At 71.3% G+C, this 13,893-nt stretch carries 15 protein-coding genes; 8 read left to right on the top strand and 7 right to left on the bottom strand.

The window, feature by feature from the left end; all coding sequences use genetic code 11:
- Positions 1-549: 549 nt before the first annotated feature.
- Both ACQPXB_RS39785 and ACQPXB_RS39780 read right to left on the bottom strand, forming a co-directional pair.
- Positions 550-1,797 carry a lytic transglycosylase domain-containing protein gene (locus tag ACQPXB_RS39785; RefSeq protein ID WP_432846908.1) on the bottom strand — a complete coding sequence of 416 codons (1,248 nt, stop codon included), beginning with the start codon at positions 1,795-1,797 and terminating at the stop codon, positions 550-552.
- A 147-nt stretch (positions 1,798-1,944) separates the two neighbouring features.
- Positions 1,945-2,451 (bottom strand): GNAT family N-acetyltransferase, encoded by a 507-nt coding sequence (locus tag ACQPXB_RS39780; RefSeq protein ID WP_432846906.1) that lies wholly within the window; start codon positions 2,449-2,451, stop codon positions 1,945-1,947.
- A gap of 68 nt (positions 2,452-2,519) precedes the next feature.
- Here ACQPXB_RS39780 and ACQPXB_RS39775 point away from each other — a divergent pair, with 68 nt between their 5' ends.
- The gene (locus tag ACQPXB_RS39775; protein WP_432846904.1) at positions 2,520-3,104 is read left to right on the top strand and encodes a TetR/AcrR family transcriptional regulator; all 585 of its coding nucleotides are present in this window, start codon (positions 2,520-2,522) and stop codon (positions 3,102-3,104) included.
- Between the two features lie 405 nt (positions 3,105-3,509).
- Here the strand turns inward: ACQPXB_RS39775 and ACQPXB_RS39770 are convergent, their stop codons facing one another.
- Positions 3,510-4,475: a helix-turn-helix domain-containing protein gene (locus tag ACQPXB_RS39770; RefSeq protein ID WP_432846902.1), complete on the bottom strand. Its 966-nt coding sequence runs from the start codon at positions 4,473-4,475 to the stop codon at positions 3,510-3,512.
- A gap of 52 nt (positions 4,476-4,527) precedes the next feature.
- Between ACQPXB_RS39770 and ACQPXB_RS39765 the strand changes: the two genes are divergently transcribed.
- The 5 genes from ACQPXB_RS39765 to ACQPXB_RS39745 all read left to right on the top strand — a co-directional run bounded on the left by ACQPXB_RS39765 (position 4,528) and on the right by ACQPXB_RS39745 (position 7,749).
- Positions 4,528-4,923 carry a cupin domain-containing protein gene (locus ACQPXB_RS39765; protein WP_366583007.1) on the top strand — a complete coding sequence of 132 codons (396 nt, stop codon included), beginning with the start codon at positions 4,528-4,530 and terminating at the stop codon, positions 4,921-4,923.
- Between the two features lie 52 nt (positions 4,924-4,975).
- Complete coding sequence (locus tag ACQPXB_RS39760; RefSeq protein WP_386947052.1) at positions 4,976-5,488, top strand: winged helix-turn-helix transcriptional regulator; 513 nt, start codon at positions 4,976-4,978, stop codon at positions 5,486-5,488.
- A gap of 89 nt (positions 5,489-5,577) precedes the next feature.
- Positions 5,578-6,090 carry an SRPBCC family protein gene (locus ACQPXB_RS39755; RefSeq protein ID WP_366583009.1) on the top strand — a complete coding sequence of 171 codons (513 nt, stop codon included), beginning with the start codon at positions 5,578-5,580 and terminating at the stop codon, positions 6,088-6,090.
- Positions 6,090-7,127 (top strand): LLM class flavin-dependent oxidoreductase, encoded by a 1,038-nt coding sequence (locus ACQPXB_RS39750; RefSeq protein ID WP_386947054.1) that lies wholly within the window; start codon positions 6,090-6,092, stop codon positions 7,125-7,127. Before ACQPXB_RS39755 ends, ACQPXB_RS39750 begins: the two co-directional genes overlap by 1 nt.
- A gap of 70 nt (positions 7,128-7,197) precedes the next feature.
- A complete protein-coding gene (locus ACQPXB_RS39745; RefSeq protein WP_366583011.1) occupies positions 7,198-7,749 on the top strand; it encodes a dihydrofolate reductase family protein in 552 nt (183 codons plus the stop codon).
- Here the strand turns inward: ACQPXB_RS39745 and ACQPXB_RS39740 are convergent.
- Together ACQPXB_RS39740 and ACQPXB_RS39735 are read right to left on the bottom strand one after the other, a co-directional pair.
- Positions 7,746-9,272, bottom strand: a complete 1,527-nt coding sequence (locus ACQPXB_RS39740; RefSeq protein WP_432846898.1) for an AMP-binding protein — start codon at positions 9,270-9,272, stop codon at positions 7,746-7,748. The two genes, ACQPXB_RS39745 and ACQPXB_RS39740, sit on opposite strands and share 4 nt — an antisense overlap.
- 91 nt (positions 9,273-9,363) lie before the next feature.
- The gene (locus ACQPXB_RS39735; protein WP_432846897.1) at positions 9,364-10,173 is read right to left on the bottom strand and encodes a response regulator transcription factor; all 810 of its coding nucleotides are present in this window, start codon (positions 10,171-10,173) and stop codon (positions 9,364-9,366) included.
- Between the two features lie 110 nt (positions 10,174-10,283).
- Here ACQPXB_RS39735 and ACQPXB_RS39730 point away from each other — a divergent pair, with 110 nt between their 5' ends.
- Entirely contained in the window at positions 10,284-11,180 is an 897-nt protein-coding gene (locus ACQPXB_RS39730) for a hypothetical protein (protein ID WP_432846896.1), read from the top strand.
- Here the strand turns inward: ACQPXB_RS39730 and ACQPXB_RS39725 are convergent.
- Together ACQPXB_RS39725 and ACQPXB_RS39720 are read right to left on the bottom strand one after the other, a co-directional pair.
- Positions 11,150-11,989, bottom strand: coding sequence for an LLM class F420-dependent oxidoreductase (locus tag ACQPXB_RS39725; protein WP_432846894.1), 840 nt, complete (start codon positions 11,987-11,989; stop codon positions 11,150-11,152). The genes ACQPXB_RS39730 and ACQPXB_RS39725 overlap by 31 nt on opposite strands.
- 54 nt (positions 11,990-12,043) lie before the next feature.
- Positions 12,044-12,736, bottom strand: coding sequence for a TetR/AcrR family transcriptional regulator (locus tag ACQPXB_RS39720; RefSeq protein ID WP_432846892.1), 693 nt, complete (start codon positions 12,734-12,736; stop codon positions 12,044-12,046).
- Between the two features lie 36 nt (positions 12,737-12,772).
- Here ACQPXB_RS39720 and ACQPXB_RS39715 point away from each other — a divergent pair, with 36 nt between their 5' ends.
- Complete coding sequence (locus ACQPXB_RS39715; RefSeq protein WP_432846890.1) at positions 12,773-13,870, top strand: DNA alkylation repair protein; 1,098 nt, start codon at positions 12,773-12,775, stop codon at positions 13,868-13,870.
- The last annotated feature ends 23 nt before the right edge of the window (positions 13,871-13,893 follow it).

The raw sequence follows: 13,893 nt of genomic DNA, 5'->3' as shown, positions 1-13,893 counted from the left end.
GGTGCGGCGGTGAGCTGCGCGCCGGCCGGCTGGGTGCCCTCAGCCACTGCGCTGGTGCGGTGTGCTGCTGCGGTATTGGGAGGCTAGCGCGCGGGGCAGGGTTACCCGCATTTCTTGACGCGTGAGGACTCGCGCGGCGAACGGTCGCTTCGCCGGGGCACAACGGTGCGAGCTGCGCGCTGGCCGGCTGGGTGCGCTCAGCCACCGCGCTGGTGTGGTGAGTTGCTGCGGCGCTGGGAGACCACCACGTGGTGCCGAGTCGCCCGCGCTTCGTGGCGCGTGAGGACTTGGCCGGGCGAACGGCCCCTTCACCGAGGTGTAGCGGTGCGCAGGTCGGCTGGGTGCGTTCAGCCATTGAGCAGGGGCGTGAGCTGTTGCGGGTGTCGGAAGGCCACCGCGCGCCGGATTGCTCGCGTATCTCGGGCATGAGGACCTGCCCGGCGAAGGGTCGGCGTCGCGAGGCCGCTTCACGCGACGCGGCTCCGGGTTGTCTGCGCTGTCCTGGCTCGTGAGCGCCGGAGCTTGGCCCCGGCGCTCAGGCGACGAGAGTCAGCTGGTCGGCGTGGTGCTCGTCGTGTCCGGGGGCGGCGTGGTGGTGGTGTCCGAGCCCGTCGAGGCGGACGAGTCCGAGGACGAGGGCGACGGCGTGGTGGTGGTCGTCGTCGAGCTGGACGGTGGGGTCGAGTCGGCCGGAGGTGTCGAGCTGCCGGGAGGCGGGGTGGAGCTGTCCGAAGACGGCGGGGTGGAGCTGTTGGCCGGTGGTGTCTGGCTGGAGTCCGACGGCGACGTGGTGCTGGTGGCCGGCGGAGTCGTCGTGGGGGAGCCCGGCGTCGTGGACGGCGGGAGCTGCGAGGGGGAGCCCGGCGGGATGACCACCGGGGGCGGCGGCGGGGCCGGGTCGCCGAGGGGGCTGCCGGCGGCGGCCGCGATGGCGTCCGGGCCGGGGGGTGCGCCGATGGGGACCTGGCTGTCCGGCAGTGGCGAGACGCCGCCGCGGTAGGCGGCCGCGTAGGCCATGACCGTGTCCACATAGGACTGTGAGTTGTTGTAGCGCCGCACGGCCACGCGCTGCATCGCGTCGCTGGAGAGGTCCAGGCCGCCGGAGCACAGGTAGCGCGCCGTGGCGAGGGTTTCGTCGTAGATGTTGTTCGGGTTGGACACGCCGTCGCCGTTGCCGTCTGAGGCGTAGCCCGCCCAGGTCGACGGGATGAACTGCGTGGCACCCACGGCGCGGTCCCACAGCGCGTTGCCGTCGTACCTGCCGCCGTCGGTGTCGCGGATGGCGGCGAACGGGCCTGAACCGTCGAGCACCGGGCCGAGGATCGGCTCGAGCGTGTTGCCCTGCGCGTCGACGTAACCCCCGCGCGCGTGGTTGGACTCGATGCGCCCGATGGCCGCGATGAGCTGCCAGTCGAGGTGGCAGCCGGGCTGCTCGCGGGACATGATGTCGGCCGCGTTCTGGTACGCCTTCAGCATGCTGCCCGGAATCCCCAGTGGACCGGACGGCGTGGCCGAACCCGTGCTCACGTGGAAGCCCGGCACGGTCAGCGGCATCGGGGTCGGCGGCTGCGGCAGGCTGCCGTCCACGGCGACCGGCGGAAGCACGATGTTCGGCGGGAGCCAGGGCGAGGCCACCGGCGGCAGCGAGGTGCCCTCGGCCGTGGGAGCCGGGGCGGCGGCGAGCGGAGTGGGCAGACCCGACGCGGCCATCGTCGGCAGCACCACGAGCGCGCCACCCGCGAGGGCGGCCGCCGCCTTGCCGCGCACAGACTTCCGGCGTGGCCGGTGTTTCGCCATCGTCGCTCCCCGTATCGCCTTTCGGACCCTCTCTTCCGTCAAGCTAGTCGAAGACGGCCGCCTTTTGTGAGTGCCTGCGCCAAATCTGTCGGGACGGCGAGGTCTTGTCCATCCACGCTAAATCCGTAGTTGGCCGATCGGACATTTTCACCGGGGTTTAACAGGAGGTGCGGATCGGTTTTTTGCCGACTGCGCCGAATGGAGTAATCGCGCGAAGCACCGAGCCAGTGGATCACTGCCGTACGCGCCGAACGCCGGGATCGGTTCGTAGCCTTCCCGCTGGTAGAAACGGATCGCGTCCGGCTGGCGGACACCGGTTTCCAGCAGCAGCCGCGTGATGCCGTGCGACACGGCTTCCTCTTCGAGCGCCCGCAACAACGCCGTCGACACGCCGGTGCCGCGCGAGGCCGGCACCACGTACATCCGTTTGATCTCCGCCTCGTCCGGCCCGAGGAACCGCAGGCCACCGCAGGCGACCGCGGTGCGGTCGGACCACGCGATGACAAAAACGGCCATACTTTCGGCGGTGGGCGCCGGACCGGCTTCGTGGTCGCTGGTCGCGTACCGGGTGTCCAATTCGGCCCGTTGTGCCGCCCGCAGCGCCACCGCCTCCGGCGCGTCCCACTCCGAACGCAGGATCTCGATCACCGGCACCCCCAAAATTTCACGCGTGGTTTCGGAACAAGTGTTACCGTAACCGATGTTACGGAAAGGAGGCCCGCGTGCCAAGACAGCGTGACGTCGATGCCCAGCGCGAGCTGCTCTCCGGCGCGGTGTGGCAGGTGCTGGCCGCCGACGGGCTGCCCGGCCTCACCGTGCGCGCCGTCGCCGAGCGCGCGGGCTGCACCACGGGCCTGGTCATGCACGCGTTCCCGACCAAGCGCGCCCTGCTCCTGCACGCCCGCGACCTGCTGCACCAGCGCACCGCCGAACGCGCCGACGCCACCGAAGCCACCGGCGGCCCACCCACCACGGTGCTGCGCGACGTCCTCTGCCACGCCGCCACCCTCACCGACGAAGCCGCCGACGAGGCCCGCGTCTGGGTCGGCTTCCTCGCCGCCGCCCTGGCCGACCCCGAACTGGCCGACCGCCACCGCGCGCACAACCGCTCGTTCGTCACGCGCGTGACGCGCCTCGTGGGCGCCTGCCGCCCCCGCTGGGCCCACCCCCGCCGCGAACGCACCGCGAAACGCCTCATCGCCCTGGTCGAAGGCCTCAACGCCCTCACCGCCGCCGACCCCACCACCTACCCCCCGCCCATCCACCGCGACGCGATCGCCGCCGCACTGCGCGAACTCGACAACTGACCGGGGCGCGGGCCGAGCCGCTGCCGCGTTGCGCGAGCTGGAAGCCGGCTGGTCAGGCCGTCGGCCCGAGCTGCGTGGGGTTGGGGGTCCGAACCGCTGCCGGGTTGGATGCGGCCGCCCGCTCGAATCACCACCGTGCCGCGCGAGCTCGAAAACCGATCAGGCCATGGACATTGCCGTTGCCGGGTTGCGCGAGGCCGCGGGTTCGAACCACCGCCGTGTTTCGTGTGCTGGAAATTGCTGGTCAGCCGCTCAGCCGAGCCGCCGCCGCGGTGAGGCCGCCCGCTCGACCCGCCGCCGCGCTGCGCGAGCGCGATCACTGATCACGCCGCGGGCCGAGCCGGCACAGGGGTGAGGCTGCCAGGCCGAGCCGCTGCCGCGTTGCGCGAGTCGGAAACCAGTGGGTCAGGCCGCCGGCCCGAATCGCCGCCGGTATTGCGACGGGCTCAGTCCCGTGTGGCGCCGCAGCTGGGCTCGCAGGTTGGCCGCCGTGCCGAAGCCGCAGTCGGTGGCGACGCGGTCGAGGCGCAGTTCGCCGCGTTCGAGCAGGCGGCAGGCGAGGCTCACGCGTTCCGTCGTCAGCCAGGCCAGGGGTGTCGTGCCCAGTTCGCCGCGGAATCGTCGGTGCAGTGTCGCCTGGCTGGTCGCGGCGTGTGCGGCCAGGTCCGCGACGGTCAGGGCCCGGTCGAGGTTTCCGCGGGCCCACTCCAGCACCGGCGCGAGTGAGGCGTCCGGCACGACGGGCACCGGCCGTTCCACGAACTGCTGCTGGCCGCCGTCGCGGTGGCCGGGGAAGACGAGCCGCCGGCTGACGGCGTTGGCGATCTCGGCGCCGTGGTCGCGCTGGATCACGTACAGGCCCAGGTCCATCGCCGCCGCGCTGCCCGCCGCCGTCAGAACCGTGCCTTCGTCGACGAACAGGACGTCGGGCTCCAGCCGCACGTCGGGGTAGCGCGCGGTGAACTCGGCCGCCCAGCGCCAGTGCGTCGTCGCGCGCAGCCCGTCGAGCACGCCCGCCTCGGCCAGCGTGAACGCGCCCGTGCAGAAGCTCATCAGCCGCGCCCCGCGCGCGTGCGCCCGCCGGATCGCGGACAGCACCGCGGCGTCCGCCGGCACGTGCGGGTCCGGCCGGTTCGGCACGATCACCGTGTCCGCCTCGTCGACCGCGTCGAGCCCCGCGACGCCCGAGAGTGTGAACATCCCCAGGTGCATGCCCACGCGCTCGTGCGCCGAGGCGAGCGTGAACTCGTACCACTCCCGCCCGAGCTCCGGGCGGCGCAGACCGAACAGCTCCGTCGCGACGCCCATCTCGAACGGGTTCGAGCCGTCGTCCACCACCATCACCACACGGTGCGAGGATCCTTGCGACATGTGCTATTCCTAGCACTCCCGGCGCCCGGGCGACAGGACGACGATCGATCGCATGAACCAGCCCATCGATCTGCAGACCGTGCTCGACGGCTTCGACGCCGTGTGGAGCCCGCGCATCGTCGCGAACATCAACGACTACGACGTCCGCCTCGCCCGCTTCTCCGGCGAGCACGTGTGGCACGTCCACGAGAACACCGACGAGTTCTTCCTGGTCCTCGACGGCGAGATCGCGATCGGCCTGCGCGAACCCGCCGGCGAGCGCGTGGTCACGCTGGGCCGGGGCGAGGTGTTCGTGGTGCCGCGCGGGACGTTCCACAAGCCGTCTTCGAAGGAGGGCGCGGCCGTGCTGCTGGTGGAGCCCGCGGGCACGCTCTCGGTCGGCGACGAGCACGACGAGGTGCCCGCCCATGTGGACGTGACCGTCGGCCACCGCGTGGAAATCGCCTGATCACAGCTTCCAACAGCTGAGTTTCAGACTGAGACGGCGTACTCTCCCGTCCATGAAACGGACTTCCTTCGCGCAGTGGCCGTGCTCCATCGCGCGGACCATGGATCTGCTCGGGGACTGGTGGACGCCGCTCGTGCTGCGCGACGCGTTCTACGGCGTCACGCGCTTCGACGAGTTCCAGCAGGCGCTCGGCATCGCGCGCAACACCCTCGCCGACCGGCTGCGCCGGCTGGTCGACGAGGGCCTGCTGGAGAAGGTGGCCTACCAGACCGAGCCGGTGCGGTACGACTACCTGCTCACCGACAAGGGCAAGGACTTCTTCGGGGTCCTGATCGCGATGACGGCGTGGGGGGACCGCTGGCTCGCCGGTGAGGCCGGCCCGCCGATCACGACGCACCACGAGAAGTGCGGCCACGACACGCACGCCGAGGTCGTCTGCGCGCACTGCGGCGAGCCGCTCACGGCCGAGGAAACGCGGATGCGCCGCGGCCCCGGCTTCCCCGAGAAGATCGCGCACCGGCCCGACGTCGAGGCGCGCTTCGCGAAGCAGGAAGCCGCGGGCTGACGCGCCCCTCGCGTTGACATGAGGGTCTCACTACGAAACTATCGTGGTCAGAGGCACCTTGACGGTCGAAGCTGAGGAGGCGCACCACGATGGAGTGGACCGGCGCGCGGTACGCGGACAAGCCCACGGCCGAGGCGGCCACGTGGATCGACGGCACTCCCGAGGCGGTGTGGCCGTTCGTGTCCGACGTGCAGCGCATGCCCGAGATGAGCTCGGAGCTCCAGCGCGTCGAGTGGTGCGGCGGGGCGACCGGCCCGAAGCTCGGCGGCTCCTTCGTCGGCTACAGCAAGCACGACGCGCTCGGCGAGTGGTCGACGACGTCGTTCATCGTCGAGTACGAGGAGCCACGCGTGTTCGCGTGGGCGGTGGCGGACCCGGAGACGCCCACGGCGACCTGGCGCTTCACGCTCGAACCCGAGAACGGCGGCACGAAGCTCACGCAGTGGATGCAGATGGGGCCGGCGCGGTCGGGCCTGTCGTTCGCCATCGACCGCATGCCGGACAAGGAGCAGAAGATCGTTTTCGTGCGCATGCGCGAGTTCGAGAACGCGATGATCGCCACCGTCGCGGCGATCAAGGACCGCGTCGAGGCGGCGCGCTGATGCGCACCGCGACCACGATCGAAGGCTCCGGCGGCTGGGCGGAGACGCTGGAGTTCGTGCTGGAGGCTGAAAAACTCGGCCTCGACGTGTGCTGGGTCGCGGAAGCGTGGGGTTCCGACGCGCCGTCGGTGCTCGGCTTCCTTGCCGGGCGCACTTCGCGGCTGCAGCTCGGCTCCGGGATCATGCAGGTCGGCGTGCGCACGCCCGTCGCGGTGGCGCAGGCGGCGCTGACGCTCGCCGACATGTCCGGCGGCCGGTTCTCCCTCGGCCTCGGCCCCAGCGGGCCGCAGGTGATGGAGGGGCTGCACGGCGTGCCGTTCGCGAAACCGCTCACGCGGATGCGCGAGACGGTGGAAATCGTGCGCAGCGCGTTCGCGGGGGAGAAGATTTCGTTCTCCGGCAAGGCTTTCGAGATCCCACTGCCGGGCGAGGCGCGGCCGATGCGGCTGTCGTCCAAGCCCAACGAGGACATCCCCATCTACCTGGCGACGCTGTCGCCGAAGATGCTGGAGCTCACCGGCGAAGTCGCCGACGGCTGGCTCGGCACCAGCTTCGTGCCCGAAGGTGCTTCGGCGTACTTCAGCCACCTCGATGCCGGTCTCGCGAAGTCCGGCCGCGTGCGCGGTGACCTCGACGTGTGCCAGGGTGCGGAAGTCGCGTTCGCTTCCGACGAGGACGAGCTGCGCACGATGGTGGGCTCTCGGAAGAAGGAACTCGCGTTTTCCTTGGGCGGCATGGGTTCCGCGAGCACCAACTTCTACAACGACGCCTACAGCCGCCAGGGTTGGGCCGACGTCGCCGCAGAGGTCCGCGACCGCTGGCAGTCCGGCGACCGCGACGGCGCCGCGTCCCTGGTGACGGACGAGATGGTGCTGGGCACCACGCTCATCGGCACCGAGGACATGGTCCGCGCCCGGCTGCGCGTCTGGCGCGACGCCGGCGTCGACACGGTCCGCCTCTACCCGTCAGGCGATTCGCTCGACGCTCGGTTGTCGACGCTCGGCCGTGCGCTGGACCTGGTGCGGCAAGTGGGTTGATCGTCCGGTTCGTCTGCGCGACCCCGGCCGTCTCCGGGATAGTGGGGCTCCCCGAACGAGGAGCCCTCCGATGCGCAAGATCGTGTCCACGTTGTTCGTGTCACTCGACGGCGTCGTCGAGGCGCCGGACCGCTGGTCGCTGTCGCACTGGACACCCGAGCTCGAACGCGTCGTCGGTGCCGGCCTGTCCGATGCCGACGCGATGCTGCTGGGCCGCGTGACCTACGAGGGCTTCGCCGAAGCGTGGCCCGGCCGCACGGACGACCCGGGCGCGGAGTTCATGAACAACGTCCGCAAATACGTCGCGTCCACCACCCTCACCGCCGTGGGCTGGCAGCACAGCACGCTCCTGCCACGCGACCTCGAACCCGCGCTCCGCGACCTCAAAGCCGGCACCGGCGGCACCATCCTCACCAGCGGCAGCGCGACACTCGTGCGCTGGCTGCTCACCCGCGGCCTCGTCGACGAGCTGGTCCTGCTGCAACACCCCGTCGTCGTCGGCGCCGGCCGCCGGCTGTTCCCGGCCGACGGCCCGCGCCTGGACTTCGCGCTGGAACGGTCGAAGGTGTTCGGCAACGGCGTGGTGCAGCTCGTCTACCGTCCTGCCGAGCCCCGCGGCTAGTTCACCTGGCGGTCCTGGCCTTCCCAGAACGGCTTGCGCAGCTTGAACTTCTGGATCTTGCCCGTCGCGGTGCGGGGGAGCTCGTCGAGGAAGTCCACGCGCTTCGGGCATTTGTAACCGGCCAGGTGCCCGCGGCAGTGCGTGATCAGGTCCTCGGCGGTCACGGGGGTGCCGTCGGTGACGACGAGGGCCGTGACGAGCTCGCCCCACTTCGTGTCCGGGATGCCGATCACGGCGGCCTCGCGCACGGCCGGGTGGGAGTTCAGGGCGTCTTCCACCTCGATGGACGACACGTTCTCGCCGCCGGTGATGATCACGTCCTTCTTGCGGTCGGCGATGGAGAGGTAACCGTCTTCGAAGCGGCCGCCGTCGCCGGTGTGGAACCAGTTGCCCTCCTGCACGCGGGCGGTTTCGTCCGGGTTCTCCCAGTAGCCGTCGAGGTTCATGTTCGACTGGACGAGCACCTCGCCGTCGGTGTCGATCGACACGCGCACGCCCAGCGCCGGCGCGCCCGCGCGGCCCAGGAGCTTGGCCTGCTCGTGGGCGTCGAGGTCCGCCCACTCGGAGCGGAAGCGGTTGACCGTGAGCAGCGGCGACGTCTCGGTGAGGCCGTAGATCTGGATGAACTCCCAGCCCAGCTCGGCGCGCACGCGTTCGATCGTGCGGGTGGGCGGCGGCGCGCCCGCCACGACGATCCGCACGCGGTCGCGGCCGGGGATCTCGCCGTCCCACTTCGCGGCGCCGTCGAGCGCCGCGGTGACCACGGCGGGCGCGGCGCACATGATCGTGACGCCGTGTTCCTCGACGCGGCGGAGGATCTCGGTGCCGTCGACCTTGCGCAGCACGATGTGGCGCGCGCCGAGGCCGGTGACTCCGTAGGGCATGCCCCACCCGTTGGCGTGGAACATCGGGAGGGTGTGCAGCAGCACGTCGTTGTCGTTCAGCGTGGTGTGCAAGGCGAACGTGGTGGCGTTGAGCCAGAGGTTGCGGTGGGTCAGCTGCACGCCCTTGGGCCGCGCCGTGGTGCCCGAGGTGTAGTTGAGCGTGGCGGTGGCCGATTCGTCGGGTGTCCACGGCCGCGGTTCGCCGTCGCCGCCGAAGATCTGCTCGTCGTGCTCGCCGAGCACGAACACGTGCTTCGCGGTGACGGAGTCCAGCAGCGGTTTGAGCTCCGGGTCGATCATCACGACGTCGGCGCCCGAGTGCTCCACGATGTAGCGCACCTCCGCCGGCGCGAGGCGGAAGTTCACCGGCACCAGGATGCGGCCCCAGCCGGAAACCCCGAAGAACGACGTGAGCAGCCGCGCCGAGTTGTGCGAGACGATCGCGACCCGGCCGCCGACGGGCACGCCGAGCGCGTCGAGGTTCGCGGCCTGCGCACGGGCGCGGCGGGCCAGCTCGCGGTAGGTGATCGCGCCCCACGAGGCCGCGGGCTGGTCGGGTTCGTCCACCACCGCGATCCGGTCCGGGTACACCGTTTCCGCGCGGTCGAGGAAATCGCGGACAGCGAGGTCGTAGAACACGTGCCGATCCCTTCGCGTCGAACGGGCAGCGCTGCCCGTGCGGCGATGATGCCTTCGCGGTGACCACCCGGCCACCCCACAAAGAGGGTGCTCAGCCGAGCAGGCCGGCCGCGCGGGCCCGGTTCACCGCCTGGATCCGGTTGCTGACGTCGAGCTTGCGCATGGCGTGCTTGAGGTACGACTTGACCGTGTTGGGCAGCAGCCCGAGCCGCTCGGAGATCTCGTCGTTGGTGCAGCCTTCGGCCACGAGCCGCAGCACGTCGAGCTCGCGCGGCGACAGCGTGATCCCCGGCGGTGCTTCGGCCGGACGCAGGCGTTCGCACACTTCGAGCAGCCGCGCGCGGGCCTCGTCGTCGTGCATCGAACCGGCGATCGCGAGGAGCTCGGCGTGCAGGTCGTGGTGCTCGCCCGCCGGCGGCGTCGCCACACGGCGCCGGACTTCCTCCTCCACCTCGATGTCCAGCTCCAGCCGCGCGACGACGGCGCTCGCCGCGCGCAGGATCCGGTCGCCGAAGGTGATCGAGTCGCGCGTCGCCGCGTACAGCACCGCGCGTGTCGACGCGCCCACGCGCACCGGCAGCGCGACCATCGCCCGCAGCTGCTCCGGCGCGACGGCGCGGTCGTACTTGTGCGTGATGCCCTGCGCGTTGAGGTAGTCGATGACCGTCGACGGCCGCCCGAGCGCGACGGCCTTGCCGCCCAGCCCGGCGCCGGTGTCGACGCGCAGGTGCTGCAGCGAGCCCGTGGCCGTGCCGCGCAGCTGGTCGATCACGAGCGTCCGCGACCCCGCCGACACGGGCCCGCCCATCGTGACCGGCAGCCCGGTCACGCGCTGGAGCGCCTGCAGTGCGCCGGCGACCAGGGGGCTGGCCGCCAGCGCGAGCCTGCCCGATGGCGTCATGGGCACCGTCCCTGGACCTGTCTCGCGTGACCTGCGGCTTTCGGCTTTGCCGAGGCGTCCACCGTACGTGATGCGTCGCGTTCGGACTACCGGTGTGGTTCCGTGGTGCGGTGGATTTCGACACCGTCGCCGATGACCTCTACGCGGGCGAGCCCGCGTCCTTCGTCGCGTCCCGCACCGCCGCGGCCCGGGCGGCCAAGAGCGAGGGCGACGCCGCGCTCGCCCGCCGCATCCAGGCGCTGCGCAAGCCGACGACCGCCGCCTTCTTCGTCAACCGCTTGGCCCGCGACGGCTCTCCGGCGCTTGCCGAGCTGTCCGACCTGGGCGACCGGCTGCGCGCCGCCCACGCAAGCCTCGCCGGCGACCAGCTGCGCGAGCTGGCGCAACGGCGGGCCGAACTGGTGCGCTCCGTGCTGCGCGACGCGCCGGACCTGAGCGACTCCGTCTCGCGCGAGGTCGAGGAGACCCTGGAGACGGTCGTGGCGGACCCGGCCGTCGCACGGCTCGTCCTCGCCGGACGGCTGACGTCGGTGGCGCACCAGGATGCGGACCAGTGGCTGTCGTTGCCGGCTTCTTCGTCGGCCTCGGCGAAGAAGAAGCCCGCTGCGGCGCTGGTTCCGGCTCCGTCTCCGTCTCGCGCGAAAAAACCCGCTCCGGCAAAGGAAAACCCCCGCCGCAAACAGGCCGACGAAAAGGCCGCCCGCGAAAAGTCCGAAAAGGACCGCGCCACGCAGGAACGCGAACGCGCCGCCCGCGAAGAATGGCAACGCAAGGCCTCCGCCGCCACCCGCGAACGCGCCGAAGCCTCCCGCACCCTCGTCCGCACCGAACGCATCGCCGAACAGGCCGACGCCCGCCTGTCCGAACTACGCGCCCGCCTGGCCGACGCCGAAGACCGCGCCGCCCGCGCCGCCGCCGACCTCACGGCCGCCCGCGCCGCCTTCGACAAGGCCGACGAGGCCGTGCAGCAGTTCACTCACAAGAGCACTTCGGCGAGCCGCCGGTAGCCGGTCAACGGGTCCGGCCCCAGCACGTGGACCCCGACGTGGTCGGCGCCGGCGTTGAGGTGTTCGGCCAGCCGGGTGTGGATGGCGGCGGGGGTGCCGTGGAGGACGAGGTCGTCGATGAGGCGGTCGCTGCCCTCGCCGGCCACGTCGGCGTCGGTGTAGCCGAGGCGGCGCAGGTTGTTCACGTAGTTGCGCAGGCCGAGGTAGGGCTTGTGCACGAACGGGCGCCCGACCGCGCGCGCCGCCACGGGGTCGTCGTCGACCACGACCTTGTGCTCGGGTGCCAGCAGTGCGTTCGGGCCGAGGATCGCCCGCGCGTGCTCGGTGTGCTGGGGCACGACGAGGTACGGGTGCGCGCCGCGCGTGCGCGTGGCGGCGAGTTCGAGCGAACGGTCCCCCAACGCCGCGAGCACGCGGGCTTCGGCGGGCACACCCTCGGCGTCGAGCCGGTCGAGATAAGTGATCATCTTCTGGTGCGGGCTCTGGTACGTCGTGATCGACTCGGGGTGCCCGACTCCGACGCCGAGCAGGAACCGCTCCCCGTGGCGTTCGGCGAGGCGGTGGTAGGACTCGGCGATACGGCCGGCGTCGTTGGTCCACATGTTCACGATCGCGGTGGCGACGGTGATCCGGTCGGTGGCATCCAGGACTTCCTCGAAATAGGCCAAGTCCTCGACGGAGCTCGCGCCGATGCCGAACCACACCGTGGTGTAGCCCAGTTTTTCGGCTTCCACGGCCAGTTTCTTGCGGGTCTCGTCGTCGGTGGCGGGGCTCATCCACGCGCCGTACCTGCCGAGTGCTGCGGGCATGCCGGATCCTCCTCTACGTTTGTTATGTAGAGGACTGTAGCAAATATAGCGATCTCAGGACGCCAGGCGGCCCAGCCACTCACGCAGCATGGTCTGCTCGACAGGCGTCAGCTGGTCGCTCTGCTCGTCCAGCGCCGTCGAGAGAGCGAGAGCAAGCACACCGACACTCGACCCCGGGTCGGCGGGCGCGTCGGTGATCAGCCTGGTCAGCAGGGCTTCGCGGACTTGGTGGGACATCACCAGGTCGCGGGCGTCTTCGGGCTGGGCGATGAGGCTGAGCGTGACGCCGGAGTTGGCGGCCGCGATCTGCCGCGCGGCCTCGGCGGGGGCCACGCGCAGGCGGCCCTGGCGGGCGGCGCGCGTGAGCAGCTCCAGCAGCATCGCCTCGGCGCTGGAGGTGAGGGTGCAGGGGACACCGGGCTCGATCTGGCCGTAGAGCAGCACGTAGAAGGCGGGGTGGGCGAGGCCGTAATCCACGTGGCGGTCCCAGCCCTCGCGGATCTGCTCGACCGGATCGGCGTCCGCGCGGTTTTTGTCGGTGCTCTCCACATACTGGGTGAAGCCGAAGTTGACCACCGCGTCGAGCAGTCCCTGTTTGCTGCCGAAGTGGTGGTACAGCGTCGGCGCCTGCACGCCGGCCCGCTCGCAGATCGCGCGGGTCGACACCGGTCCGCCGGCCGCCGCGTCGAGGAGCTGGGCCGCTGCCAGGAGCAGCCGGTCCTTGGCGCTGGTGTTCTGGATGGGCATGTAACGAATGTAGCGCTTGACGAAGGGGAGAAGCGGATGCCGCTGGCCGACGAGATGCTCAACGACGGCGTCGTCACGGGGTTGGTCGCCTCGATGGAGGCGGCGGCGCCCGGTGTCGCCTTCGGGGAGCTTCGCCGGGTCCGCCTGGGTGGGCTCGGGCTGCGGCAGCGCACGGACGCCGTGCGCGACGCACTGCTGGCCGACCTGCCGGGCGGCTACCCCGAGCTCGAAGACGTGGTGCAGCGGGCGCTGGCTGACGAGTCCTTCTCCGGCTGGATGATCTGGCCCGTCTCGGAGGCGGCTTCGGCGCGGGCTCTGCAGGACGGTGGGCCGGAAGCCTTCGACGCCGCGCTGGATCTGCTCGCGGCCCTGACACCACGGCTCACGGCGGAGTTCGCCATCCGCCCGCTGCTCGACGCCGATCTCGACCGCGCCCTGCCGAAGGTGCTGGCCTGGACCTCCGACCCGTCCGAGCACGTCCGCCGCCTGGCGTCGGAGGGCACGCGGCCGCTGCTGCCGTGGGCGCGCCGGGTGGGGGCGATCACCGCCCGGCCGGGCGTCACGGCGCCGATCCTCGACGCGCTGCACGGCGACTCGTCGGCGTACGTGCGGCGCTCGGTCGCCAACCACCTCAACGACGTGAGCCGCGCGCGCCCCGAGGTCGCGGTGGCGGCCGCGGGCCGGTGGCTGGGCGATTCCGGTGGCAAGCAGACGCAGCAGCTCGTCCGCCACGGCCTGCGCACCCTGATCAAACAGGGCGACCCGGGTGCGCTGGCGCTCCTCGGCTTCGGTCCTCCTGACGGCATCACCTTCGAAGGCCCGCTGTTGTCGGCGCCCTCGGTGTCCATCGGCGACGAACTGGGCTTCACCGGCACCCTGCGCAACACCGGCGACTCACCGGCGAACCTGGTCGTCGACTACGTCGTGCACCACCGCAAAGCCAACGGCACCACCACGCCGAAGGTCTTCAAGCTCACCACCCGCGTCCTCGACCCGGGTGCCGAGCTGCTCCTGGACCGCACCCACTCGTTCCGCGTCATCACCACCCGCGTCTACCACCCGGGCCCGCACGCGCTGGAGATCCAGGTGAACGGAACCTCGTTGGGAAAGGCGGATTTCGAATTGCTGACGTGAAGCGAAAGCTCCACTGTGGACTG

It is taken from the genome of Amycolatopsis sp. CA-161197 (genome assembly GCF_050942255.1).
In the GTDB taxonomy this organism is placed as follows: domain Bacteria; phylum Actinomycetota; class Actinomycetes; order Mycobacteriales; family Pseudonocardiaceae; genus Amycolatopsis.
This window is presented reverse-complemented; position numbering and strand designations above follow the sequence as displayed.